We start from the raw sequence: 26,344 nt of genomic DNA, 5'->3' as shown, positions 1-26,344 counted from the left end.
AAGAAAACATAATAAATGTATATTATTGTATTTAGAGATATAATGATATAAAATAATATAATAGGCTAAGTAGATAATTTTAGTCTATTATGTTTAAGGAAGAACTTAGGAGGAAAGAATATGAAGAGAATATCTATACTAGGGGTAACTGGTTCTATAGGAACTCAAACTTTAGATGTATTAAGATTTCATAAAGAAGATTTTGAATTAGTTGGTATAACAGCTAATAGAAATATAGAATTAACAATGGATATAATAAAAGAGTTTTCACCTAAATACGTTGCAATAAATCACAAAGAGTCTTACAAAAAACTTGTAGATTTAGTAAAAAGCGAAGGATTAAAGTGTGAAGTTATCTATGGTATGGAAGGCTTAGTTAAAGTTGCTACTTTAGATGAAATTGATATAGTTGTTACTTCAGTTGTTGGTATGATTGGATTAAAACCAACTGTAGAAGCTATAAGAAAAGGAAAAGATATCGCTTTAGCAAATAAAGAAACTTTAGTAGTAGCAGGTGAACTTGTTATGAGAGAAGCTAAAGAAAATGGAGTAAAAATACTTCCAGTCGATTCAGAACATAGTGCTATATTCCAATCATTACAAGGAAATGCTCATAACAAAATTGATAAAATACTTTTAACTGCTTCTGGAGGGCCTTTTAGAGGATTTACTATAGATGATTTAAAATCAGTAACTCCAGAAAGAGCTCTTAAGCATCCAAAATGGAATATGGGTCAAAAAATATCAATAGATTCATCAACTCTAATGAACAAGGGATTAGAAGTTATAGAAGCTCATTGGTTATTTGATTGTCCTTATAAAGATATAGAGGTTGTAGTTCATCCACAATCAATAATACATTCTATGGTTCAATATACTGATGGATCAGTTATAGCTCAATTAGGTGTACCAGATATGAAATTACCAATTCAATATGCTTTAAATTATCCAAATAGGGAAAGAAATATTAGTGAAAAGTTAGATTTATTTAAGATTAGAGAGTTAACTTTTGAAAAGCCAGATTTAGATACATTTAAATGCTTAAAATTAGCTTATGAAGCAGGAGAAAAGGGAAAGCTTATGCCAACAATTTTAAATGGGGCTAATGAAGTATGTGTTGAGCTATTCCTAAATAAAAAGATAACATATCTGCAAATACCAGAGATAATAGAAGAGTGTATGAATACTTTTGATTACAACAAAGATGTTACTCTTGATAATGTAATAAATTTAGACAAAGAAGTAAGACAGTATATATATGAAAAATATAACTAGGAGGGAAAAGGGTGTATATAATTTTTGCTTTATTAGCATTTAGTGCTTTAATCTTAGTTCATGAGCTTGGACATTTTATTGTGGCTAAATTAAATGGGATTTATGTTGAGGAATTTGCTATTGGTATGGGTCCAAAGCTTTTTGGTGTAAAAGTTGGAGAAACAGAATATAACTTAAGAATCCTTCCTTTTGGTGGATTTGTTAAAATGCTTGGTGAAGAGGATGAAAGTGATGATTCAAGAAGCTTAAATGCAAAAACTCCTATTCAAAGAATACTTGTTATGGGAGCAGGGGCATTTATGAATTATGTATTAGCCCTTATAATATTTATTGGGCTAGCTATGAGTTCTGGATTTGCAGAAAATAAAGTAGCAAGTGTAGTACCTAATTCACCAGCGCAAGAAATAGGAATTGAACAGGGAGATGAATTCCTAAAAATAGATGGAAACAAAATTCATACAACTGATGATTTTAGAATGGGATTAGCTTTAGCTAAGGGAAATCCAGTTGAATTAGAGATAAAAAGAGGCAATGATGTCTTAACAAAAACAGTGCAGCCGATTTTAAATGAGAGTGGAATGTATCAAGTTGGAATAAGCTATGCTTTAGTTGAAAAACCTACTTTGCTTCAAGGAATAAAACAAGGATTTAATGAAACAAGAAGTCTTGTATCTCAGTCATTTATTGCATTAAAGACTATTGTTACAGGAGAAGCAAATTTAAAAACTGATGTAGGAGGTCCTGTTACAATAATTAAAATGTCAGGGCAAGCAGCAAAAGCAGGAGCAAATACTCTTTTATGGTTTATGGCATTCTTAAGTGTTCAATTAGCAGTATTTAACCTTTTACCATTCCCAGCTTTAGATGGTGGAAGAATATTTATAGAGCTTATTCAAATGATAATTAGAAAAGAAATACCTGCTAAATATATTGAAGCTGTAAATACCGTTGGATTCATGCTACTTATGGGACTTATGGTATTAGTAACTATAAAAGATATAATATTCCCGATACTATAGAAATTTGGAGGAATTAATAGTGAATAGAAAAGAAACTAGAAAGGTTAAGGTTGGAAACATATATGTTGGAGGAGATTTTAGAGTTTCCATTCAATCTATGACCAATACAGATACAAAAGATGTAGAATCTACAGTTAAACAAATAAAAGAGCTTCAAGAAGCTGGATGTGATATTGTTAGATGTGCAGTTTTAGATATGGATGCAGCTTGCGCTATAAAAGATATAGTGGCAAAAATTAATATACCACTAGTTGCAGATATTCATTTTGATTATAGATTAGCTTTAAAAGCAATAGAAAATGGAGTTTCTGCAATAAGAATAAATCCAGGAAATATTGGATCTAGAGAAAAGGTAGAAGCTGTAGTAAAAGCTTGTAAAGAAAAAAATATTCCTATAAGAATAGGGGTTAACTCAGGGTCATTATCAAAAGAGCTTTTAGCAAAATACGGAAAACCTACCCCAGATACCCTAGTTGAAAGTGCATTAGAACATGTTAAAATATTAGAAGAGTTAGATTTTCATGATATAGTAATTTCAATGAAATCATCAAATGTTGAAACTATGATAGAAAGTTATAGAATAGCTTCACAAAAAACAAATTATCCTCTTCACTTAGGGGTTACTGAGGCTGGTACACCTTGGAGAGGAACAATAAAATCTGCTATAGGAATAGGAACTTTACTTGCAGAAGGAATAGGTGATACTATAAGAGTTTCTTTAACTGGAGATCCTGTTGAAGAGATAAAAGTAGGTAAAGAAATTCTTAAAAACTTTGGATATGTAAAAGAAGGAATAGAGTTTATATCATGTCCTACATGTGGAAGAACTCAAATAGACTTAATAAACATAGCTAAAGAAGTAGAGGAAAGATTAAGTTCTTGCAAGAAAAATATAAAGGTTGCAGTAATGGGCTGTGTTGTAAATGGACCAGGAGAAGCAAGAGAGGCAGATATTGGGATAGCTGGAGGTAAAGGCGAAGGTCTTATCTTTAGAAAAGGTGAAATAATTAAAAAAGTAAAAGAAGAAGACTTAGTTGAAGAGCTTATAAAGATAATAGAAACAATATAATTTAAAGGAGGGATTAATATCCCTTCTTTATGTCGTATATGGATAAATTAAAATAAAATTCAAAGGAGGCTTAGATTTTGAGTAACGAGTTTGTTAAACAGATTAACAGATCCATAAAATCAGATGATAATCTTAATGATTTAGAGTTTGAAATAACTAAGTTTCAATTGTTGAAGAAAAGCAATACTTTAAGAACCATAATAAAAAGTAAAGATCAATTATCAGAAGAACAAAAGAAAATAATTAAGCAATATATCAAAAAAGCTATAGGTTTTGAAATAAATATAGAGATTATGTATTACATAGATATTTCTGATATAACTTTAAAACAGGTAGTAGATCAGCATTGGAATCATGTTTGTGAAAAAATTATAGAGAAACATCCTGTTTTAAAAGAAGTTTTACTTAATTCTCCTATAGTAATTGAAGGAGAAAAAATAATTATAAAAAATGGTTCTGAGTTTTTATGTACTTTTGTTAATAAAAAACATATAGATAGAGAGATTAAGGGATATATAAAATCATTCTTTGGAATAAATTCTTTAGTAGAAGTTAAATATGATGAAAGTTTAGCTAATAAGAATTACAATGATGAAAAGTTAAATGAAAACAAAGAAATAGCTAAAAAAGTTATAGAAACTATGAAAGCTCAAGCTGCTCAAGAAAAGCCTGTTAAAAAAGAAAGTAGTGATAATAAACATAAATCTAATGGTGGCAATAAAGGTGGTTATGAGAAGAAATCTTATAAAGATGAGCCTAAGAATGAAAATACTATACTTGGAAGAAATATTCAAGGAGATACTATAGATATAAGCAGTATAGATATGGGGTCTGGAATTGTTACTATTTCAGGGGATGTATTTAAAACTGATATTTTTGAAACTAAGACAGGTAGAATAATACTTACATTCTTCATAACAGACTATACAAGTTCCATAGCCGTTAAATGCTTCTTAAGAGATAAGGATAAAGAACATGTTTTAGAAAATGTTAAAAAAGGTCTTTATTGTAAAGTAAGAGGAGAAGCTACTATGGATCCTTATGCTAAGGAAGTTGTAATAATGGCTAGGGATATAAATAAGCTTACAAAAATAGAGCGTATGGATACAGCAGAGGAAAAAAGAGTAGAACTTCATATGCATACAACTATGAGCTCAATGGATGCCGTAACTGCTGCAAGTAAAATTGTTGAGAGAGCAGCAAAGTTTGGCCATAAGGCTGTAGCCATAACAGACCATGGAGTTGTTCAGGCCTTTCCAGATGCTCAAATAGCGGCTAAAAAGAATAACATAAAAGTTATTTATGGAGTAGAGGGATATTTAGCTGATAATGGAACACCTATAGTTATTAATGGGCATGAGGAATCCTTTGATGATGAGTATGTGGTTTTTGATATAGAAACAACAGGTTTTTCAAGTAAAAATGATAAGATTATAGAAATTGGTGCTGTTAAGTTAAAGGATGGAGAAATAGTTGATTCCTTTAGTACTTTTGTTGATTCAAAGGTAAATATTCCATATAAGATTACAGAGCTTACAAGTATAACTCAAAATATGGTTAATGGACAGCCTACTATAGATGAAGTGCTTCCTAAATTTATGGAATTTGTAGGAGATTCTGTACTAGTAGCCCACAATGCTGCCTTTGACGTTGGTTTTATAAAAAAGAACTTAATGGATATGGGAAAAACTTTAAAGAATCCTGTAATGGATACTGTTCCTTTAGCTAGATATCTTTATCCAGATTTAAAAAAGGTTAAGTTAAATCTAGTTGCTAAACATTTAGGAATTAGCCTTGAAAATCACCATAGAGCTGTTGATGATGCAAAGGCTACTGCGGAGATATTAAAGTTTTCTTTCAAAAAGATGAAAGAAGAAATGGATATTCATGATGTTAAAACTCTAAATGAAAAGTATTTATCAAATATAGATGTAAAGAAACTTCCTCTACATCACATAATAATATTAGCTAAAAATCAAACTGGAATTAAGAATTTATATAAATTAGTTTCTATGGCTCACTTAGATTATTTTGCTAGAAGACCAAGACTTCCTAAAAGTATAATAACTGAGTATAGAGAAGGTTTAATAATTGGTTCAGCTTGTGAAGCAGGACAATTATATAAGGCAGTTTTAGAAGGAAAGACAGATGGGGAATTAAAAGAAATAGCATCTTTCTATGATTATCTAGAAATTCAGCCAATACAAAATAATGAATTCCTTATAAGAAAAGGAAATGTAAAAGATGAAGAAGAACTTAGAGAGTTAAATAGAAAAATATATGATTTAGGAAAGGAAATGGATAAACCAGTAGTGGCTACATGCGATTGTCATTTCTTAGATCCTAATGATGAAGTATTTAGAAGAATAATAATGGCTGGTCAAGGATATGGAGATGCAGATAATCAACCACCTTTATATTTTAGAACTACTAATGAAATGATGAAAGAGTTTGAATATTTAGGAGAAGAGGCTTGCAGGGAAGTTGTAATAGAAAATACTCAGAAGATAGCTGATATGGTTGAGGCTGTAAAACCTATACCAGATGAAACATTTCCTCCTAAAATAGAGGGGGCTGAGGAAGAAATAAGAAACATGACTATGAATAAGGTTCATAGTATATATGGAGAAAATCTTCCTGAAGTTGTTCAAAAGAGATTAGATAAAGAACTTAATTCTATAATAAATAATGGATATGCGGTGCTTTATCTTATAGCTCAAAAATTAGTTGCTAAATCCTTAGAAGACGGATACCTAGTTGGTTCAAGGGGGTCTGTTGGTTCCTCTTTCGTAGCAACAATGTCAGATATAACAGAGGTTAATGGATTACCACCTCATTATGTTTGTCCAAATTGTAAGAAATCAGAATTTTTCTTAGATGGTTCTATAAGTTCAGGAGCAGATTTACCAGATAAAAATTGTCCTGATTGTGGAGCTAAGTATATTAAGGATGGCCATGATATTCCTTTCGAAACATTCTTAGGTTTTGAAGGAGATAAAGAACCAGATATAGACCTTAACTTCTCAGGGGAATACCAAGCTGTTGTACATAAGTACACAGAGGTTCTTTTCGGAAAAGGATATGTATTTAAAGCTGGAACTATAGGTACAGTAGCTGAAAAAACAGCTTATGGTTTTGTAAAAAAATACCTTCAAGAAAGAGGATTAGTTGTATCTCAAGCTGAAATAGAAAGGCTTACTATTGGATGTACTGGAATAAAAAGAACTAGTGGACAGCATCCTGGTGGAATCATGGTTGTTCCAAATGACAATGAAATATATAATTTTTGTCCAATACAACATCCAGCTGATGATGTTAACACAGATATTATAACAACTCACTTTGATTACCATTCAATAAGTGGTAGACTTCTTAAGCTTGATATACTTGGACACGACGACCCGACCGTTCTTAGAATGCTTCAAGACTTAACTGGCTTAGATCCTAAGACAATACCTTTAAATGATCCTAAGGTTATAAGTTTATTTACATCACCAGATGCCTTAGGGGTAACTAAAGAAGAATTAGGATGTGAAGTTGGTAGTTATGGACTTCCTGAGTTCGGTACTAAATTCGTTAGACAGATGCTAGTTGATACTCAACCTAAGAGTTTTGCAGACCTTGTGAGAATATCTGGACTTTCACATGGTACTGATGTTTGGCTTAATAATGCTCAGTACTTTATTAAAGAAGGTTACACTACACTAAAAGATTGTATAGCAACAAGAGACGATATTATGGTTTATCTTATGTATAAAGATCTTCCTCCTAAGACAGCCTTTACTATAATGGAAAAGGTAAGAAAAGGAAAAGGGCTTAGTGAAGAGGATGAAGCTTTAATGAGAGAGAAAAATGTACCAGATTGGTATATTGAATCTTGTAAAAGAATAAAATACATGTTCCCTAAAGGCCATGCTGTTGCATATGTTATGATGGCAGTTAGAATAGCATATTATAAAGTTTATTATCCAGAAGCATATTACACAACATACTTTACAGTAAGAGCTGATGATTTCGATGCAGACTTAATTTGTAAGGGTGAAGAAGCAATAAAGGCAAAAATGGAAGAGCTAAATTCTTTAGGAAATAACATATCAGTAAAAGAAAAAGGGCTTTTAACTATTTTAGAAATTTCTTATGAAATGTATAAAAGAGGATTGAATTTCTTAAAGGTTGATTTATATAAATCAGAAGCAACTAAGTTTAAGATAGAAGAAGATGGTATAAGACCTCCATTAAATGCTCTTCAAGGAGTTGGAGACAATGCTGCAAAAAGTATAGTTGAATGTAGAGTTAATGGAGAGTTTATTTCAAAGGAAGATTTAAGACTTAGATCTAAGGTTTCAAAGACTGTAATAGAAACTTTAGATAATCATGGATGCCTAGAAGGAATGCAAGAAAGTAACCAACTTAGTTTGTTTGGCTAATTTTAAAAATTTCTTGTAATATAAAATATACTATGTTACTATATAAGTAGAAGTTTTTTACTAATAGTTTGAGGTAAAGGAGTGGGACAGAAAAGCCCGCTCTTTCTATTTGTAACGCAACTTAGAATAAAGTTGCGTTTTTGCATACCTATTATTATATAAATTAATAGGTATTTGCTTTATTGGATACAATAAAGATAAGATTTAAAACTTAATAAGGGAGGGAAGTATAATGAAAAAAGAACAACTTGTAGCTGATCTTGAAGCACTTTGTGCTCCTATAGTTAAAGAAAAGGGATATGATTTATATCATATTGAATATGTAAAAGAAAATAATGAATATTATTTAAGATTATATATAGAAAAGCCAGAGGAGAGAATTTCTCTAAGGGATTGTGAAATTGTAAGTAGAGCATTAAGTGATATGCTTGATATAGAAGATCCAATAAAAGATGCGTACTTCTTAGAAGTTTCATCACCAGGATTAAATAGAAGATTACATAGTGATGAGCATTTTAATAGATTTATAGGAAAAGAAGTTTTTGTTGGATTTAAGAGTTCTTTAAGTGGAAGAAAAAATGTAAAAGGAATTCTTAAAGATGTACAAGAAAATGAAATAATAGTTGAATGTGAAGGGAATGAAATAAAAGTTCCTAAAGATAAAATTAAGACAGCGAACCTTGAAGGGGAGATATAATTTTAAGGAGGGTTTAAAAATGAATGAAGAATTTCTAGGGGCATTATCTGAAATAGTAAAAGAGAAAGGTATTTCAGTAGAGGCTTTATTAGAAACTATAGATGATGCTATAATAGCAGCTTATAAGAAAAACTTTTCAAATTCAGGAACAACTGCACAAAATGTAAAGGTAAAACGTGATGAAAAATCAGGAGAAATCCATGTTTATGCTCAAAAAGTTGTTGTTGAAGAAGTTTATGATGATGTAACAGAAATAAGTTTAGAAGATGCAAAGGCTATTAGTGCTATTTATCAATTAGATGACATAGTAGAAATAGAAGTAACACCTAAAAACTTTGGAAGAGTTGCAGCACAACTTGCTAAGCAAATGGTTATCCAAAGAATAAAAGAATCTGAGAGAAATGTAATTTACTCAGAATTTGCAGAAAAAGAATTTGACATATTACCTGGTACAGTAATAAGAAAAGATAAAGGTAATGTATTTGTAGACTTAGGAAAAATAGAAGGTGTTTTAGGACCAAACGAACAAATGCCTACAGAAAAATATAATTTCAATGAAAAATTACAATTATATGTAGTTGAAGTTAAGAAAACATCTAAAGGTGCTTCAGTTTTATGTTCAAGAACACATCCAGGTTTAGTTAAAAGATTATTTGAATTAGAAGTTCCAGAAATATATGAAGGAATAGTTGAAATAAAAAGTATAGCTAGAGAAGCAGGATCTAGAACTAAAATAGCTGTTTACTCAAATGATGAATCAGTAGATGCTATGGGAGCTTGTGTTGGACCTAAGGGTGTTAGAGTTCAAAATATAGTTAATGAACTAAAAAATGAAAAAATTGATATAATAAAATGGAGCAATACTCCATCTGAGTATATAGAAAATGCTTTAAGCCCAGCTAAGGTTATAAGTGTAGAAGCTGATGAAGAAACTAAATCAGCTAAGGTTATAGTGGATGATAGTCAATTATCATTAGCTATAGGTAAAGAAGGACAAAACGTTAGATTAGCAGCTAAATTAACTGGTTGGAAAATAGACATAAAGAGCAAATCTAAAGCAGAAGAATTATTACAAGAAGAAGATATTGTTGTTGAAGAAGACACTATAATAGAAGAATAATAACTTCTAGACTTTGGAGGTGACAAGATGAAACCTAAAAAAATTCCAATGAGAATGTGTAATGGTTGCATGGAAATGAAGCCTAAAAAAGAACTGATAAGAATAGTTAAAAATGCTGAAGGAGAAGTTTCTGTAGATTTAACTGGTAAAAAGTCAGGAAGAGGGGCTTACATTTGTAAAAGTGTTGAATGTTTAGAAAAAGCATTTAAAGCAAAAAGATTAAATAAAAATCTTCAATCTAACATTGGAGATGAAGTCTATGATAGATTGAGGGATGAGATAACAAATGGATAAATTTCTTAATTTTTTAGGACTTACAAAAAGAGCAGGTAAACTTTTGGAAGGTTATAATAAATGTGAAGAGGAAATGAAAAGAAGTAAAATCTACTTATTTATTTTTTCAAATAGCATTTCAAATCGTTCAAAAGATAAATTCGTTAAGTACTGTGAACAGTATGATATACCATACATAGATAATTTTTCAAAAGAAGAGTTAGGATATAGTGTAGGTAGATGCGAAATCAATATATTAGGAGTAACTGATGAGAATATGGCAGAAAAACTTTTGTCATATTCTAATAATAATTAGTTCATCTAAAAATTTTTCGGGGGTGAATATATGTCAAAAATAAGAGTTTATGAATTGGCAAAAGAGTTAAGAGTTCCAAGTAAAGTTCTTATAAACGTATTAATGGATGAGTTCGGCGTTGAGGTTAAAAACCATATGAGCGTTATAGAAGATGAAGATGCTGCGTTAATAAAAGAACTTTTAGCAGGAAGTGAAGCAAACAGTGAATTGGTTGCTGAATATGAAGCTGAATTAGCTGAAGAAGTTAATAATGCTGCTAAGAAGAAAAAGAAAAGAAAAAAAGGTAGCGAAGATGATAACTTAGAACAAGACGTTGAAGTTATCGAAATCGGGAAGACTATAACAGTTAAAGAATTAGCTGAGAAATTAAACAAACCAGTTAATGATGTTATAAAAACTCTTATCTTCACAGGAGTAATGGCTGCTATAAACCAAGAAATAGATTTTGAAACAGCTGAAAAGGTTGCTGAAAAATATGAGGTTGCAGTTTATGAAAAAGAAGAAGAGAACACTTTAGAAGAGTTCGAAGAAGAAACTGATGTAGAAGAAGAAAACTTAGCTAAGAGACCACCTATCATAACAGTTATGGGTCACGTTGACCATGGTAAAACTTCATTACTTGATGCTATAAGAAAATCAAAGGTAACAAGTACAGAGGCTGGTGGAATAACTCAACATATAGGTGCTTACACTGTTGAAGTAAACGGAGAAACTTTAACATTCTTAGATACACCAGGACATGAAGCTTTCACAGCAATGAGAGCTAGAGGAGCTCAAATAACAGATGTAGTTATCTTAGTTGTTGCAGCTGATGACGGAATAATGCCACAAACAGTAGAAGCTATAAATCACTGTAAGGCAGCTAACGTTCCAATGATAGTTGCTATAAACAAAATGGATAGAGAAGGTGCTAATCCAGATAGAGTTAAACAAGAATTAACTGAGCATGGATTAGTTGTTGAAGACTGGGGTGGAGATATAATAGCAGTACCAGTTTCAGCTAAAACTAGAGAAAACATAGATACTCTATTAGAAATGGTTCTTTTAACTTCAGAAATGCAAGAATTAAAAGCAGATGCTGGAAGAAAAGCAAAAGGAACAGTTGTAGAGGCTAAATTAGATAAAGGTAGAGGTGCTGTAGCAACATTATTAGTTCAAAATGGTACTCTACACATGGGAGATTCAATCATAGTTGGTAGCACTTACGGAAGAATAAGAGCTATGTTTGATGATTCAGGTAAGAAGATAAAATCAGCTGGTCCATCAATTCCAGTTGAGGTTTTAGGTCTTTCAGAAGTACCAGCTGCTGGAGATAGATTCACAGTTGTTAAAGATGAAAAAACAGCTAGAAACATGGCTGAAGCTAGAAAAGAAAAAATAAGACAAGAAAGTTTCGCAACTTCACATAGAGTTTCATTAGAAGATTTATATAGCCAAATTAAAGAAGGTTCAGTTAAAGAGCTTTCAGTTATAGTTAAAGCAGACGTTCAAGGTTCTGTTGAAGCTATAAAAGCATCATTAGAAAAATTATCAACTGATGATGTAAAGGTAAGAGTTATACACGGAGCTGTTGGTGCTATATCAGAAACAGATATAACATTAGCTGCTGCATCTAACGCTATAGTAATAGGATTTAATGTTAGACCAGATAACAATGCCGTAGCAGCTTCAGAGAGAGATGGAGTTGAAGTTAAAACTTACAGAGTAATATACGACGCTATAGAAGATATTAAGTCAGCTATGATCGGTATGTTAGATCCAGAATACAAAGAAGTTGTATTAGGAACTGCTGAAATAAGAGCTACTTACAAAATTTCTAACGTTGGAACAATTGCTGGAGGATATGTATTAACTGGTAAATTAGTTAGAAATGCAGATGTAAGAGTTATAAGAGAAGGTATTGTAATATTTGAATCTAAGTTAGCATCATTAAAGAGATTTAAAGATGATGTAAAAGAAGTAAATGCTGGATACGAGTGTGGATTTAGTGTAGAAAAGTTCAATGACATTAAAGAAGGCGATATAATAGAAGCATATACTATGGAAGCTGTTCAAAGAAAAGAACTTTAATTTTATAAAGAGGTGATTTATATGGCTAACTTCAGAGGTAAAAGAATAAATGAAGAAGTAAGAAAAGAAGTAAGTGATATCATAAGAAATCAAATAAAAGACCCTAGACTAACAGCTATGGTAAGTGTAACTCAAGTTGAAGTTACTAAAGATTTAAGATACGCTAAAGTTTTTGTTAGCCTATTCGCTAAAAATGATGAAGAAAAAGAGGAAAGCTTAAAGGCTCTAAAAAGTTCAGCTGGATTCATAAGAAGAGAAGTTGGAAACAGAGTTAAGCTAAGAAGTACTCCTGAAATATTATTTGAAGAAGATAATTCTATAGATAATGCAATGTATATTGAATCATTGCTAAACAAAATCAAGGAGAAATAAAAAATGAGATTTCATGATGTAATATCAATTATAAATAAAAGCAAAAAAATTGGTATAACATATCATGTATCTCCAGATGGTGATGCCTTAGGTAGTGTCTTAGCACTACTTCAAGGCATTAGAATTTATGGTAAAGAAGCTTATGTTATCTCTAAAGACCTAGTCTCAGATAACCTAAGCTTTCTGCCTTATGCTGAGGAAATAACTGGAGAAGTTATAAAGCCATCAGAAGATACTGATTGTGTTATAGTATTAGATTGTGGAAATGTTGAAAGAATTTCCGCAGATTTAAGCGAATTCAAAGGAAGTTTAGTTAATATGGATCATCATTTATCAAATGATAAATATGGTATTATTAACTATGTAGATACAGAGGCTTCTGCAACAGCTGAAATAATATTTATGCTACTTAAGGAGTTAAAGGTTGAAATTAATGAAAATATAGCTAAATGTCTATATACATCATTAATAACTGATACAGGTTCTTTTAGATACTCAAATTCTACTGAAAGAACTCATATAATAGCAGGGGAATTAGTTAATTATATAAAACATGATGAAATTCATAGAAATATATTTGATAATAAGCCTTTTGCTAAAATGAAACTAATGTCTTTAGTTTTAGGAGATATGGAGCTAGTTTGCAATAATAAAATAGTTCTTATGAGAATTACTAAAGAGATGATAGATTCTATTGGAGAAGAAGTTCAAAATAGTTCAGATGTTGTATCCTTAGGAAATCAAATAAAAGGTGTAGAAGGATGCATACTTCTTAAAGAGGTAGATGAGGGAGTAAAGGTTAGCTTAAGATCTAAAGATACATTAGATGTTAGAAAAATTGCAGAAAACTTTGGTGGCGGTGGTCATACAAAGGCTTCTGGAGCATTCATTAAAGGTGTAAGTATAGACGAAGCTAAAAATAAAATATTAGAAATACTTGCAAAAGAGATGGTGTAATATATGAATGGAGTAATTAACATATATAAAAATACGGGAATGACTTCATTTGATGTTGTGGCCATGGTAAGAAGAGTTGCAAAAATGAAAAAGGTAGGACATACAGGAACTTTAGATCCAGCGGCTTCTGGAGTTTTACCTGTATGCCTTGGAAAAGCTACAAAAATTATAGATTATATAATGGAAAATAAAAAAGTTTATAGAGTGAATTTAAAGCTTGGTATGGTTACTGACACATATGATTTAGAAGGAGAAGTTTTAAGAGAAGAGGATGCATCACATATAACAAAGGATGAAATATTAAATTGTATAAATTCCTTTGTAGGAACAATAGATCAAGTTCCACCAATGTATTCTGCTTTAAAACAAAATGGAGTAAGATTATATGAATTAGCACGTCAAGGAATAGAAGTTCACAGAGAAGCTAGAAAAATTACTATTTATTCTATTGAAAATATAAAAATAGAATCAAATGATAATATACAAATGGATGTTTGTTGTTCTAAGGGAACATATATAAGAAGCCTTTGCTATGATATTGGTGAAAAATTAAATGTTGGAGCAACAATGACTGCCTTAGAGAGAATACAAAATGGTACATTTACTAAAGAAGAAGCAATAAATATAGAAGATTTAACAGAAGAACTTTTAGAAAAACATATTATTTCCATTGAAAAGGCTTTAGATTCTTTTGAAAAAATCACAGTAAATGAGAAGTTTGGTAAGCTTTTAAGAAATGGTGTTAAAGTATTTGATAATAGAATGTATAGTGAAGAAGTTGAATTTAATAAACTATATAGAGTATATGAAGACAATGGAGTCTTTTTGGGATTAGGAAAAAGGGATGAAAAAGGATTTAAATTGGAGAAATTACTGATAGAGGAGTAGTCAATGATTTTAATAAATAATGATTTTAAGAGAGTGGTTCAAAAAAGCACCTATGTAGCTTTAGGGAGTTTTGATGGAATTCATAAAGGTCATTTAGCTTTAATAAACAAAAGTAATGAATTGTCTAGGAAGAACGATTCATTAAGTATGGTATATACATTTAAAAATCATCCAAGAAAATTTATAAACAAGGAAGGTGCACCAAAACTTTTAGTAACTTTACATGAAAAAATAAGAATTCTTGAAGACTTAAATGTTGATTTAAGTAGTTTTGTTGAGTTTGATAAAAAGTTTATGGAGCTAGAGCCAGAAGAGTTTATAGAAAATCTTATAAAAAACTATAATGTACGAGGAATTGTTGTTGGATTTAACTATAGATTTGGCCATAAAAATAAAGGTGATGTAAAGCTCCTTAAAAAGTTATGTGATTTAAAGGGATTAGAACTTTACGTTATAGAGCCCTTTACATATAAATCAGAAGTAGTTAGTTCAACAAGAATAAGAAAAGCTTTATCAGAAGGAGAGCTAGAAGATGCTAATAATATGTTAGGTAGGTATTTCTCGTTAAATGGTGAAGTGGTAAGTGGAAAGAAAATAGGTAGAACAATTAATTTTCCAACAGCAAATTTAAAGAATAATGATGAAATAATCCTTCCTAAGATAGGAGTTTATTATACTAATGTAGAAGTTAATGGAGAAATTTATAAAGGTATAACTTCAGTTGGGAATAATCCTACTGTAAATGGTAAGAATACTACAGTAGAGACTCACATACTAAATTTTGATGAAGATATATATGGAAAGCATATAAAACTTTACTTTATAAGTAAGATAAGAAATGAAAAAAAATTTAATTCTTTAGAAGAATTAAAAGAACAACTAATTAAGGATAAAAAATTCGCAGAAGAAAGTAACATAAAAATTTCTTTGTAATAAAGATTTACAAGAAAAGCGAGTTTTGATATAATCATATAGAACCTAACTCTAAGATTTAAGGGTAACCGTCTTTTTTCTTGGAACTAGGGGATAATTTTTCGGAGGTGTAACAATGGATAAAATAAGAAAACAAGAAATAATAGCTAAACATGCAAGACACGAAGGAGACACTGGTTCACCAGAAGTTCAAATCGCGTTATTAACAGAAAGAATAAACTCTTTAACTGATCACTTAAGAACACACAAAAAAGACCACCACTCAAGAAGAGGTCTTTTAATGATGGTTGGACAAAGAAGAGGTTTATTAAACTACTTATATGAGCAAGATATCGAAAGATACAGAGCTATAATCAAAGAATTAGGATTAAGAAGATAATTTAGTAGAGCGGGTTTTTTACCGCTCTATTATTTTAAAAATATTAATATTGTAAAAATTTAGTCTTTATATACCGAAAGGAGGTATTTATATGAATCATACCCATGAAACTATCATAGCAGGAAGACCGATGAAAGTTGAGTTCGGGAAATTAGGAATGCTTTCAGATGCTGCTATATTAATGAGTTATGGTGATACAGTAATATTAACAAATGTAAATGCATCAGAAAAACCAAGAGAGGGAATAGACTTTTTCCCACTAAGTGTTGAATACGAAGAGAGATTATATTCAGTTGGTAAAATACCAGGTGGATTTATAAAAAGAGAAGGAAAACCTTCAGAGAAAGCTATACTAAATGGTAGAGCTATAGACAGACCTTTAAGACCTTTATTCCCAAAAGGATATAGAAATGATGTTCAAGTAGTATGTACAGTTGTTTCAGTAGAAAATGATAACCTTCCTGAAATACTAGCTATAAATGCTGCCTCAATGGCATTATGTTTATCAAGCATACCTTTTACTACTCCAGTGGCTGCAGTTCAAGTAGGATTAATAGGAGAAGAATTCATACTAAACCCTACTTCAAAGGAAAGAGAAGAAAGTTCACTTCAATTAACTGTTTGCTCAACTAAGGAAAGAGTTATGATGATTGAAGCTGGTGGAGATGAAATCCCAGAAGATACAATGATTAATGCTATCAAATTTGGTTTTGATAAGTGTCAAGATATAATAAAATTCCAAGAAGAAGCTGTAAGTATGTTCGGTAAAGAGAAAAAAGTGCCAGAACTACATAAAGTACCAGAAGAAATAGAAGAAGCTGTAAGAGAATTTGCTTTTGATATGATTAGTGAGTCAATGCACATTACTGATAGAGATGAAAGAAATGCTGCAATGGACGAAGTTAAAGCTAAAATAAATGAAGAGTTCGAAGAAAAATATCCAGATAACATGTCTGATATTGGAGAAGCAGTTTATGATATGCAAAAAGAAGTCGTAAGACATATGCTTTTAAAAGAAGGAAAAAGACCTGATGGAAGAGCTTTTGACCAAGTAAGAAACATTGGTTGTGAAGTTGGATTACTTCCAAGAACTCATGGAACAGGATTATTTACAAGAGGACTTACTCAAGTAATGACTGTTGCAACTTTAGGATCAATAAGTGAAATTCAAATATTAGATGGTATTGGTGAAGAAGAATCTAAGAGATATATGCATCACTATAACTTCCCAGCATACAGTGTAGGAGAAGTTAGACCATTAAGAGGACCAGGTAGAAGAGAAATTGGTCATGGAGCTTTAGCTGAAAGAGCTTTAGAACCACTTATACCTTCAGAAGCTGAGTTCCCATACACAATAAGATTAGTATCAGAAGTATTAAGCTCAAATGGATCTACTTCACAGGCTTCAGTTTGTGGTAGTACATTAGCGCTTTTAGATGCTGGGGTTCCAATAAAGAGACCAGCAGCAGGTATAGCTATGGGATTAATAACTTCAAAAGATTTAACTGAGGAAGAAGTTTTAACTGATATCCAAGGTTTAGAAGATTTCTTTGGAGATATGGACTTTAAAGTAGCTGGAACAGAAGAGGGAATAACTTCAATTCAAGTAGATACTAAAATAAAAGGTCTATCAGAAAAAGTTATACACGATGCTATATATGGAGCAAGAAAAGCAAGATTAATGATCTTAGATAAGATTAAAGAATGCATACCAGCTCCAAGAGAAGAAGTTTCAAAATATGCACCTAAAACATCAACTCTACAAATAGATCCTGAGAAAATCAGAGATGTAATTGGGGCTGGTGGAAAAGTTATAAACAAGATTATAGCTGATACTGGTGTTAAAATAGATATAAAAGAAGATGGATTAGTTTATGTTTCATCAGCTGAATCAGAAGGTGTTAAAGAAGCTGTTAAAATAATAGAAGGTTTAACTAAAGAGGTTAAAGCTGGAGAAATTTATTTAGGTAAAGTTACAAAAATTGCTCAATTTGGTGCCTTTGTTGAGGTATTACCTAATAAAGAAGGATTAGTTCATATTTCTAAGTTAGATAATAAGAGAGTAGAAAAAGTTGAGGATGTAGTATCTGTTGGAGATGAAATCTTAGTTAAGGTAACAGAAATAGATTCTCAAGGTAGAATAAATCTTTCAAGAAAAGATGCAATAAAAGAAGCTGAAGAAGAAAATAAACAGCAATAGTAAAAGGCAATTATTATTGCCTTTTTATTTTTTTTCTTATTCATAAAGCCTACCTCTTTTAATAAGAATTGACATATATTATTTATAATCAACATATTATTTATTGTTTTAATAAATAAGTGGAGGTATGTTTTATGAGTAATAATGTTAGATATTTAAGCGAAATAGAAAGATATGAAATTATAAACATAAATGATGGTGAAAAGTATAGCGGACTTATAAATAATGATGTTATTATAGATGAAGAAGGAAAGCTAAAATATTTAATAGTAAACTTAGGTGGTGGCAAGTTTAATCTTTTTAACTCAGATGAATACTTAGAAATCGAGTGGGAAAATGTAAAAAGAATAGGAGCTAAAACCATAATATTAGATGTAGATAGTGATATGATAAAAAAAACTAAGCTGTAGGAGTGTGGGGATTTTGAAAATAGTAGTACAAAAATTTGGTGGTACTTCTGTATCAACAAAAGAAAGAAGAACTATGGTTGTAGAAAAGGTAAAAGGGGCAATAAATAAAGGATATTTACCAGTGGTTGTTGTATCTGCTATGGGAAGAAAAGGAGAACCTTATGCAACTGATACACTTTTAGGATTAGTATCAGAAGAGTTTAAAAAAGAAAATAAATTAGCTACTGATTTACTTATGGGATGTGGAGAAATTATAAGCACTGTTGTCATGAGTGATGAATTAAGAGAGGCAGAAATAGAAGCAGTTCCTTTAACAGGAGGAAATGCAGGAATACTTACAGATGATAATTATTCAAGTGCTGATTTTATAGATATAAATCCTAAATTAATATTAGAAGTTCTTAAAGAAGGAAAAGTGCCTGTTGTTGCAGGATTCCAAGGAGTTGATAGAAATGGGTTCTTAACTACTTTAGGAAGAGGCGGAAGTGATACTACGGCAGCGGTTTTAGGAGTTGCATTAAAGGCTGAAGAAATTGAAATATATACAGATGTTGATGGAATAATGACTGCTGACCCAAGAATAGTTGGAGATGCTGAGCTTATAAATAAAATAAGCTACAATGAAGTATTCCAATTAGCAGATCAAGGGGCTAAGGTAATTCATCCAAGAGCTGTAGAAATAGCAATGAAAGGAAATGTAACCTTAGTAATAAAGAATACTATGAGTACTTGCATTGGTACAATGATAGATAGTCTAGGGGATGTAGATAATAATAAGTTCATAACTGGAATAACTCATCAAGGAAATAGAATTCAAGTTTCTATAAAATCTGATGACAATAAAGATAATATAAATTATAAGACTATTTTGGAAAGCCTTGCAAATAATAAAATAAGTTTAGACTTAATCAATATCTTCCCTAAAGAAAAAGTATTTACAATAGATGCAAGTGTTAAAGAATTATTTGAAGATATTATGAGAAAAAATAATTTAAAATATAGTTTAGTAGAAGATTTAAGCACTATAGCTATAGTTGGTTCAAGAATGAGAGGAATTCCAGGAGTTATGGCTAAAATAGTAGGTGCTTTAGACAATGAAAACATAGAAGTTTTACAAACAGCAGATTCACATATGACAATTTGGTGTCTTGTTGAAAGTAAAAATGTAAGAGAAGCTATAAAAGCACTTCATAGAGTCTTTATGAAATAATGTATATAAATTTCCTTTCTGTACAAAATAATTTTAGTACAGGAGGGATATATATGGAACATAACAAAGAAAATGAAAATAAAAGTATAGAAGAAATAAAAGAAATGGGAGCAGTTTTACCTGAGCATAAGAAAGAAGATTCTAATATACAGGTTTTAACAATAATAGGACAAATTGAAGGACATAGTGTTCAACCGCCACAAACTAAAACAACTAAGTATGAGCATATGATTCCTCAACTAATTGATATAGAACAAAATGATAGAATAAAAGGTATATTATTTGTTTTAAATACTGTTGGAGGGGATGTTGAAGCAGGGTTAGCAATTGCTGAGATGATAAGAAGCCTAAAAAAACCAACAGTATCCTTAGTTATTGGGGGAGGTCATTCCATAGGAGTTCCTCTAGCAACTGCATCTAAGTATTCCTTTATTTCTCCATCAGCTACAATGATAATACATCCAATAAGAATGAATGGACTTGTAATAGGGGTTCCTCAAACATTTAATTATTTTAATAAAATGCAAGAGAGAATAAATGATTTTATAATAAGGACATCAGAAATTAAATTAGATGTATTAAAGAAGATGATGATGCAAACAGATGAACTTTTAAATGATATGGGAACAATATTAGTTGGAGAAGAAGCAGTTAAGTGCGGATTAATAAACGAAGTTGGCGGTGTTAAGGAAGCCTTAGATAAGTTAAATAGCTTAATAGAAGCTTATAATGTAGAACCATAGTATATCTATGGTTCTATTTATGTAATATAAAAATATTTTGACAATTTATAGTCATTTATGTATATAATATTTTTTGGTACAAGTATTTTACCATTTTGAAATTAAAATAGGGTGAGGTGATTTAGTTTAGTATGGCTGGGGGAAAAAAGAAAACCGCAACTAAAACTCAAAAAAAGAAAAATCAAAGCCAAATTAAAGTTACAGAAGAAATATATGCCTTAATAGCGATATGTGTTTCTTTAATTGTTATGTTTAGTTTATATACTGATAAAGCAGGATATTTAAGTGTTATATCAAGAACTCTCTTAATAGGACTTTTTGGAATAGGAGCTTTTTTTATTCCAATTTACATAATATATTTATGTACAAAGCTTTTCTTATTTAAAAGAGAGGTGTTATTTTCAAGAATAGGATTAGGAATAACCATAGCACTTATAACTAGTGTTTTACTTATTCAGACTGTGAATATAAACGATTATTATGTTCAGGGAAGTATATGGGGATCTATAAAAACTATATGGCATTCTCAAAGTGAATGGCATGGAGGAGTAGTAGGATTTTTAATTGTATTACCATTATATAAATTAGTAGGTAAAATAGGACTTTTTGTTATTTTTGTAACTTTATATCTTATATCTTCAATGCTTATATTCGATTATAATCTAGTTTCAATAAGAAATTTCTTTGGAGGTTTTAAGGAAAAAGCTTCTAAGGTTAAATTTGTGGATAAAAAGTATGAAAAAGATGATTATATTAATTTAAAGAAAAAAGATGGAGCTTCTGAAGGAAATAAAGAGAGTAAAAAAGATGATATTTCAGAGGATAACAATAAGATAAAAATATTAGACTTTATGAAAAATTCTTCTTTAAATGATATAGAAGATAATAAGAAGGAAAAAGATAATCAATTAAAGGATAATATTAAGATAAATGATTTTAAACAAGAGTCTAAAATGCCTAGAGACTTAAGTTTAGATAACACCATAATAGAGCAAAGAGGATTCAACTCAGAAAAAGCTAAGGAAGAAGAATCTATAGATAAAGAAATATCAAATAATATAGCTAGTAAAGGCTCAAGTGTAGGGGCTAGTTATGTTGCGCCAAATGCAGATTTATTAAATTTAAACAATAATAATGAATTAGATAAAGATGATAAAAAGGCATTATTAGCTAATGCTGCTAAACTTGAAGAAACTCTTATGAGCTTTGGTGTAGAGGCAAAAATACTTCAAGTTACAAAAGGGCCATCTGTTACTAGATTTGAACTTCAACCTAAGGCTGGTATAAAGGTTAGTAAAATAGTTAATTTAGCTGATGATATAGCTTTAGGATTAGCAGCTAAAGGGGTTAGAATAGAGGCACCTATTCCAGGAAAATCTGCCATAGGAATAGAAGTTCCAAATAAAGAGCAAACACCAGTTTTCTTTAGAGAGATTGTAGAATCTAAAGAATTTTTAGATAACAAGTTTAAGGTAGCTTGTGCTTTAGGAAAAGACATAACAGGTAAGGCTGTTGTTACAGATTTAAGTAAGATGCCTCACGTGCTTATTGCAGGGGCAACTGGTTCTGGTAAGAGTGTATGCATAAACACATTAATAGTAAGTATATTATATAAGTATTCTCCAGATGAAGTTAAGCTTTTAATGGTAGACCCAAAAGTTGTTGAATTAAATGTTTATAATGGAATTCCACACTTGCTAATTCCAGTAGTTACAGATCCTAAGAAGGCTGCTGCGGCATTAAACTGGGCTGTAAATGAAATGACTAGAAGATATAAACTTTTTGCAGATAATGGAGTAAGAAATATAGAATCATATAATGCTTTATATAATAAAGGAGAAGTTCCAGAGAAGCTTCCTTATATAGTTATTATAGTAGATGAGCTTGCAGACCTTATGATGGCTTGTCCTCATGATGTAGAAGATTATATTTGTAGACTTGCCCAAATGGCTAGAGCCGCAGGTATGCATTTAGTAATAGCTACTCAAAGGCCATCTGTAGATGTAATTACAGGGGTAATTAAGGCTAATATACCTTCTAGAATATCCTTTGCAGTTTCAAGCCAAATTGACTCTAGAACAATACTAGATTCAGCAGGAGCTGAAAAACTTTTAGGTAGGGGAGATATGTTATTCTACCCAGTTGGAGAGTCTAAGCCTCAAAGAGTTCAAGGAGCCTTTATTTCAGAGGAAGAAGTTGAACATGTTGTATCCTTTATAAAAGAGTCACAAAGGGATGCTCAGTATGAAGAAGATATATTAGAACATATAAACTCAGCAACTATTGCTTCAGAGGGAAATGGTGATGGTGATAGGGATGAACTTTTAGATGAAGCTATAGAAATCGTAGTTGAAAGTGGTCAAGCTTCAGCATCATATTTACAAAGAAGATTAAGAATAGGATTTAATAGAGCGGCAAGAATAATAGAAGAGCTAGAAGAATGTGGTGTTATTTCTAGAAGAGATGGAAGTAAACCAAGACAAGTACTTCTTAGTAAAGATGAATTAGAAAATATGAAATAAAAACTTGTTTAATTTAAAAAAGAGTTTTAAAATAAGAAATATATATTTAAACGTAGGAGGAAGTAGATTTGGCGAAATATAAGGTAGGAATGGTGAGTTTAGGTTGTGATAAAAATAGAGTTGACTCAGAAATCATGCTTGGAATGGTTCAGAATGAGTACGAACTTACTAATAATCCAAAGGAAGCTGACATAATAATAGTAAATACTTGCGGATTTATAGAAAAGGCTAAACAAGAATCCATAAACACAATATTAGATATGGCAAAATATAAAACAAGTCACAACTGTAAGTTACTTATAGCTACAGGCTGCTTAACTCAAAGATATGGTGATGAATTATTAGAATTAATGCCTGAAATAGACATAATGTTAGGTGTTAATGATTATGCTAAAATAAATGAAGCCATAATGAACTTTATAAATGGAAATAATGAAAAAGTAAAAGCTACAAATTACAGTGATGTATCAATTAATGAAGGATTAAGACTTATAACAACTGATAAAGCTACTGCATACTTAAGAATTGCAGAAGGATGTGATAATTTCTGTACTTATTGCATTATTCCTAAAATAAGAGGTAAGTTTAGAAGTAGAGCTTTAGAAAGTATTGTAGAAGAAGCGAAAAAACTAGCTGAAAATGGAGTGAAAGAGTTAATATTAATAGCTCAAGACACTACTAATTATGGCATAGATATATATGGTGAAAAGAAACTTCACTTAGTTTTAAGAGAGTTAGCTAAGATCGAAGGAATAGAGTGGATAAGAGTTCTTTATTGTTATCCAGAGGCTATATATGATGAACTTATAAAAGAGATCTCAGTAAATGATAAGGTATGTAATTATCTTGACTTACCTATACAACATATTAGTAATAATGTTTTAAAAAGAATGGGTAGAAAAACAACAAAAGAAGAGATAATAGGAAAAATTAATGATTTAAGAAAAAATGTTCCTAACATAGTTTTAAGAACTTCTTTAATAGTTGGTTTCCCAGGAGAATCTTGTGAAGATTTCAATGAACTAAAAGATTTTATAAAGACAATAAAATTAGATAAAGTTGGAGTCTTTACTTACTCAAGAGAAGAAGGAACACCTGCTGCTATAATGGAAGATCAAATAGATGAAGAAGTTAAAAAAGCTAGGGAAGAAGAAATAATGTTACTTCAAAAAGAAGTATCAGAAGAAATTAATAAAAACAAAGTAGGTAGAGAATATGATGTTCTTATCGAAAAGTTTAATGGAGAATATTATATAGGAAGAAGCTATGAGATGGCTCCAGATATAGATGGATGTATTTATGTGAAAGGAAATGGAGCTAAAAAGGACCAGTTCTGTAAAGTTAAAATTGAAAAGGCCTTAGAATATGATTTGGTAGGAGTTGTATGCAATGAATCTTGCAAATAAATTAACTTTAATTAGAATAATTTTAGTGCCCATATTCTTAGTATTTATAGCTTACCAAGACTTACCTTATGGGAGTGTAATAGCAACACTTATATTCATAATAGCATCTGTTACAGATCAATTAGATGGATATATTGCAAGATCAAGAAATCAAGTAACTAACTTTGGTAAGTTTATGGACCCTTTGGCAGATAAGCTACTAGTTACAGCAGCACTTATATCTTTAGTTGAATTACAATTAGTTCCTGCATGGGCAGCTATTGTAATAATAGCTAGAGAGTTTGCTGTTTCAGGTTTAAGAACCATAGCTGCATCAGAGGGGTTAGTTATAGCTGCTAGCTGGTGGGGAAAAATTAAAACTGTAATACAAATAATTGCCATAGTGCTTTTATTATTACAAGTAAATATAATTAATTCACCAGGGATTAAGGAATTAGTTGCAGGCAGCAGCTTTTTAAGAAATTTCTTTATATATGTTCCAGATATATTCTTATATTTAGCTGTTGCAATAACAATAATTTCTGGAGTAGATTACTTTAGAAAAAATAAAAATGTTATAAATACTTATAAATAATGTTTTAAAAGTCAAAAAATAGTCAATTATTAAGACATGAGGTTCTTTTAAGAACTTCATGTTGATGTTGACTTTTTTTTTGTATATATTATAATAATAGTAGAACTTATGTTCGGTTATTTAAGGAGGTTACGTATGGCAAATATAGATAAAGATAAATTAAAAGCTATTGAGATGGCTATGGGTCAAATAGAGAAGCAATTTGGAAAGGGATCAGTAATGAAACTTGGAGAGCAAGGAGCTCCTCAAATGGATGCTGTTTCTACTGGATGCTTAGATCTTGATATAGCTTTAGGAATTGGTGGAGTACCAAAAGGAAGAATTATTGAGATATATGGACCAGAGAGTTCTGGTAAAACAACAGTGGCTTTACATGTAGTAGCAGAGGCACAAAAATTAGGTGGAGCAGCAGCGTATATAGATGCAGAGCATGCTTTAGATCCAGTTTATGCAAAAAGATTAGGTGTTAATATAGATGATTTAGTAGTTTCACAACCAGATACAGGAGAACAAGCTTTAGAAATAACAGAAGCTTTAGTTAGATCAGGAGCTATAGATGTTTTAGTTGTGGACTCAGTTGCCGCTTTAGTTCCAAGAGCAGAAATTGAAGGTGAAATGGGAGATTCTCACGTTGGTCTTCAAGCTAGATTAATGTCACAAGCCTTAAGAAAGTTAACAGGAACAATTAACAAATCAAACTGCGTAGTAATATTCATAAACCAATTAAGAGAAAAAGTTGGTATAATGTTTGGTAATCCAGAGACAACACCAGGTGGTAGAGCGTTAAAATTCTATGCTTCAGTTAGAATGGATATAAGAAGAATAGATTCAATAAAACAAGGTGACGGAATAACTGGTAATAGAACAAGAGTTAAAATAGTTAAGAATAAGGTTGCTCCTCCATTTAAGCAAGCTGAATTTGATATAATGTACAATGAAGGTATATCAAAAGAAGGTAATATAGTAGACGTTGGAGTAAAAGAAAATATAGTACAAAAGAGTGGAGCTTGGTTCTCATATGGAGATATAAGATTAGGCCAAGGTAGAGAAAATGCTAAACAATATTTAAAAGAGAATCCAGCAGTTGCTTTAGATATAGAAAATCAAATAAGAGAAAAATATTCTCTTCCTTTAGCTAAGGCTGTTGAATCAACAAGTGTAGAAGAAAATACAGAAGAGTCTGTTGAAAGCTAATAAAAAAGATAAGGATTTCCTTATCTTTTTTTTATAATTTTATCACTTCTTAATAATTTTAATGTATGAATTTAAAGTTTTATGAATATGTTAACATTAATAAAATTTTAAAGCTTTTTTAGAATATAAAAAACTAAAAAAAGCACAATATAACTAGTATTATAAGAGAATAATTTTAGCTTTTTAGCATACAATATACGCAAGGGGTAACCTTGACATAAGTTTAAAATTACTATACAATAATAACAAATACTGGTTTATCATATTCAAAAAATTACAGTGAGAATAGT

At 30.6% G+C, this 26,344-nt stretch carries 22 protein-coding genes; all 22 read left to right on the top strand.

Annotation, left to right across the window (positions count from 1 at the left end):
• The first annotated feature begins 120 nt into the window (after window positions 1-120).
• Window positions 121-1,275 carry a 1-deoxy-D-xylulose-5-phosphate reductoisomerase gene (locus GOM42_RS09575; RefSeq protein WP_110077179.1) on the top strand — a complete coding sequence of 385 codons (1,155 nt, stop codon included), beginning with the start codon at window positions 121-123 and terminating at the stop codon, window positions 1,273-1,275.
• Between the two features lie 11 nt (window positions 1,276-1,286).
• A complete protein-coding gene (gene rseP / locus GOM42_RS09570; RefSeq protein ID WP_003466788.1) occupies window positions 1,287-2,294 on the top strand; it encodes an RIP metalloprotease RseP in 1,008 nt (335 codons plus the stop codon).
• Window positions 2,295-2,313: 19 nt separating this feature from the next.
• Window positions 2,314-3,363 carry a flavodoxin-dependent (E)-4-hydroxy-3-methylbut-2-enyl-diphosphate synthase gene (gene ispG, locus GOM42_RS09565; RefSeq protein WP_110077178.1) on the top strand — a complete coding sequence of 350 codons (1,050 nt, stop codon included), beginning with the start codon at window positions 2,314-2,316 and terminating at the stop codon, window positions 3,361-3,363.
• A gap of 77 nt (window positions 3,364-3,440) precedes the next feature.
• Window positions 3,441-7,790 carry a PolC-type DNA polymerase III gene (locus tag GOM42_RS09560; RefSeq protein WP_110077177.1) on the top strand — a complete coding sequence of 1,450 codons (4,350 nt, stop codon included), beginning with the start codon at window positions 3,441-3,443 and terminating at the stop codon, window positions 7,788-7,790.
• 232 nt (window positions 7,791-8,022) lie between these two features.
• Window positions 8,023-8,487 carry a ribosome maturation factor RimP gene (gene rimP / locus GOM42_RS09555; protein WP_003459796.1) on the top strand — a complete coding sequence of 155 codons (465 nt, stop codon included), beginning with the start codon at window positions 8,023-8,025 and terminating at the stop codon, window positions 8,485-8,487.
• A gap of 19 nt (window positions 8,488-8,506) precedes the next feature.
• Window positions 8,507-9,607, top strand: a complete 1,101-nt coding sequence (nusA, locus tag GOM42_RS09550; protein ID WP_003449452.1) for a transcription termination factor NusA — start codon at window positions 8,507-8,509, stop codon at window positions 9,605-9,607.
• A 27-nt stretch (window positions 9,608-9,634) separates the two neighbouring features.
• Entirely contained in the window at window positions 9,635-9,901 is a 267-nt protein-coding gene (locus tag GOM42_RS09545; RefSeq protein ID WP_003459790.1) for a YlxR family protein, read from the top strand.
• Window positions 9,894-10,196, top strand: a complete 303-nt coding sequence (locus GOM42_RS09540; protein WP_003469127.1) for a 50S ribosomal protein L7ae-like protein — start codon at window positions 9,894-9,896, stop codon at window positions 10,194-10,196. Before GOM42_RS09545 ends, GOM42_RS09540 begins: the two co-directional genes overlap by 8 nt.
• Window positions 10,197-10,226: 30 nt before the next feature.
• The gene (infB, locus tag GOM42_RS09535) at window positions 10,227-12,266 is read left to right on the top strand and encodes a translation initiation factor IF-2 (RefSeq protein WP_003449445.1); all 2,040 of its coding nucleotides are present in this window, start codon (window positions 10,227-10,229) and stop codon (window positions 12,264-12,266) included.
• Window positions 12,267-12,287: 21 nt separating this feature from the next.
• Complete coding sequence (gene rbfA, locus GOM42_RS09530; RefSeq protein ID WP_003449473.1) at window positions 12,288-12,638, top strand: 30S ribosome-binding factor RbfA; 351 nt, start codon at window positions 12,288-12,290, stop codon at window positions 12,636-12,638.
• 3 nt (window positions 12,639-12,641) lie between these two features.
• On the top strand, window positions 12,642-13,595 hold the full coding sequence (locus GOM42_RS09525) for a bifunctional oligoribonuclease/PAP phosphatase NrnA (RefSeq protein WP_110077176.1): 954 nt from the start codon (window positions 12,642-12,644) through the stop codon (window positions 13,593-13,595).
• Between the two features lie 3 nt (window positions 13,596-13,598).
• Window positions 13,599-14,483, top strand: a complete 885-nt coding sequence (gene truB / locus GOM42_RS09520) for a tRNA pseudouridine(55) synthase TruB (protein WP_003469131.1) — start codon at window positions 13,599-13,601, stop codon at window positions 14,481-14,483.
• A gap of 3 nt (window positions 14,484-14,486) precedes the next feature.
• Window positions 14,487-15,416 carry a bifunctional riboflavin kinase/FAD synthetase gene (locus GOM42_RS09515; protein WP_003469155.1) on the top strand — a complete coding sequence of 310 codons (930 nt, stop codon included), beginning with the start codon at window positions 14,487-14,489 and terminating at the stop codon, window positions 15,414-15,416.
• A gap of 115 nt (window positions 15,417-15,531) precedes the next feature.
• Entirely contained in the window at window positions 15,532-15,795 is a 264-nt protein-coding gene (gene rpsO, locus GOM42_RS09510; protein ID WP_003449423.1) for a 30S ribosomal protein S15, read from the top strand.
• Window positions 15,796-15,886: 91 nt separating this feature from the next.
• Complete coding sequence (locus tag GOM42_RS09505; RefSeq protein ID WP_110077175.1) at window positions 15,887-17,995, top strand: polyribonucleotide nucleotidyltransferase; 2,109 nt, start codon at window positions 15,887-15,889, stop codon at window positions 17,993-17,995.
• A gap of 134 nt (window positions 17,996-18,129) precedes the next feature.
• Window positions 18,130-18,405, top strand: coding sequence for a YlmC/YmxH family sporulation protein (locus GOM42_RS09500; RefSeq protein WP_003459765.1), 276 nt, complete (start codon window positions 18,130-18,132; stop codon window positions 18,403-18,405).
• A 13-nt stretch (window positions 18,406-18,418) separates the two neighbouring features.
• On the top strand, window positions 18,419-19,615 hold the full coding sequence (dapG, locus tag GOM42_RS09495; protein ID WP_003459758.1) for an aspartate kinase: 1,197 nt from the start codon (window positions 18,419-18,421) through the stop codon (window positions 19,613-19,615).
• A gap of 53 nt (window positions 19,616-19,668) precedes the next feature.
• On the top strand, window positions 19,669-20,358 hold the full coding sequence (locus GOM42_RS09490) for an ATP-dependent Clp protease proteolytic subunit (protein WP_003465787.1): 690 nt from the start codon (window positions 19,669-19,671) through the stop codon (window positions 20,356-20,358).
• A gap of 131 nt (window positions 20,359-20,489) precedes the next feature.
• Window positions 20,490-22,880, top strand: coding sequence for a DNA translocase FtsK (locus GOM42_RS09485; protein ID WP_061415777.1), 2,391 nt, complete (start codon window positions 20,490-20,492; stop codon window positions 22,878-22,880).
• 68 nt (window positions 22,881-22,948) lie between these two features.
• Entirely contained in the window at window positions 22,949-24,286 is a 1,338-nt protein-coding gene (gene rimO, locus GOM42_RS09480; RefSeq protein WP_003459746.1) for a 30S ribosomal protein S12 methylthiotransferase RimO, read from the top strand.
• Window positions 24,270-24,860, top strand: a complete 591-nt coding sequence (pgsA, locus tag GOM42_RS09475) for a CDP-diacylglycerol--glycerol-3-phosphate 3-phosphatidyltransferase (RefSeq protein ID WP_003469140.1) — start codon at window positions 24,270-24,272, stop codon at window positions 24,858-24,860. Before rimO ends, pgsA begins: the two co-directional genes overlap by 17 nt.
• A 135-nt stretch (window positions 24,861-24,995) precedes the next feature.
• Complete coding sequence (recA, locus tag GOM42_RS09470; protein WP_003459804.1) at window positions 24,996-26,054, top strand: recombinase RecA; 1,059 nt, start codon at window positions 24,996-24,998, stop codon at window positions 26,052-26,054.
• The last annotated feature ends 290 nt before the right edge of the window (window positions 26,055-26,344 follow it).

This window comes from Clostridium sp. 16K-1-R1, assembly GCF_023921145.1.
Lineage (GTDB): Bacteria > Bacillota > Clostridia > Clostridiales > Clostridiaceae > Sarcina > Sarcina perfringens.
This window is presented reverse-complemented; position numbering and strand designations above follow the sequence as displayed.

What these genes read in the sequence shown, in the direction of transcription:
- rpsO (WP_003449423.1), top strand. Translation starts at nt 15,532, where the DNA reads ATGGATAAAATAAGAAAACAAGAAATAATAGCTAAACATGCAAGACAC.
- infB (WP_003449445.1), top strand. Translation starts at nt 10,227, where the DNA reads ATGTCAAAAATAAGAGTTTATGAATTGGCAAAAGAGTTAAGAGTTCCA.
- GOM42_RS09575 (WP_110077179.1), top strand. Translation starts at nt 121, where the DNA reads ATGAAGAGAATATCTATACTAGGGGTAACTGGTTCTATAGGAACTCAA.
- nusA (WP_003449452.1), top strand. Translation starts at nt 8,507, where the DNA reads ATGAATGAAGAATTTCTAGGGGCATTATCTGAAATAGTAAAAGAGAAA.
- pgsA (WP_003469140.1), top strand. Translation starts at nt 24,270, where the DNA reads ATGAATCTTGCAAATAAATTAACTTTAATTAGAATAATTTTAGTGCCC.
- recA (WP_003459804.1), top strand. Translation starts at nt 24,996, where the DNA reads ATGGCAAATATAGATAAAGATAAATTAAAAGCTATTGAGATGGCTATG.
- rimP (WP_003459796.1), top strand. Translation starts at nt 8,023, where the DNA reads ATGAAAAAAGAACAACTTGTAGCTGATCTTGAAGCACTTTGTGCTCCT.
- GOM42_RS09505 (WP_110077175.1), top strand. Translation starts at nt 15,887, where the DNA reads ATGAATCATACCCATGAAACTATCATAGCAGGAAGACCGATGAAAGTT.
- truB (WP_003469131.1), top strand. Translation starts at nt 13,599, where the DNA reads ATGAATGGAGTAATTAACATATATAAAAATACGGGAATGACTTCATTT.
- GOM42_RS09515 (WP_003469155.1), top strand. Translation starts at nt 14,487, where the DNA reads ATGATTTTAATAAATAATGATTTTAAGAGAGTGGTTCAAAAAAGCACC.
- GOM42_RS09525 (WP_110077176.1), top strand. Translation starts at nt 12,642, where the DNA reads ATGAGATTTCATGATGTAATATCAATTATAAATAAAAGCAAAAAAATT.
- rbfA (WP_003449473.1), top strand. Translation starts at nt 12,288, where the DNA reads ATGGCTAACTTCAGAGGTAAAAGAATAAATGAAGAAGTAAGAAAAGAA.
- GOM42_RS09545 (WP_003459790.1), top strand. Translation starts at nt 9,635, where the DNA reads ATGAAACCTAAAAAAATTCCAATGAGAATGTGTAATGGTTGCATGGAA.
- GOM42_RS09490 (WP_003465787.1), top strand. Translation starts at nt 19,669, where the DNA reads ATGGAACATAACAAAGAAAATGAAAATAAAAGTATAGAAGAAATAAAA.
- GOM42_RS09485 (WP_061415777.1), top strand. Translation starts at nt 20,490, where the DNA reads ATGGCTGGGGGAAAAAAGAAAACCGCAACTAAAACTCAAAAAAAGAAA.
- GOM42_RS09500 (WP_003459765.1), top strand. Translation starts at nt 18,130, where the DNA reads ATGAGTAATAATGTTAGATATTTAAGCGAAATAGAAAGATATGAAATT.
- GOM42_RS09540 (WP_003469127.1), top strand. Translation starts at nt 9,894, where the DNA reads ATGGATAAATTTCTTAATTTTTTAGGACTTACAAAAAGAGCAGGTAAA.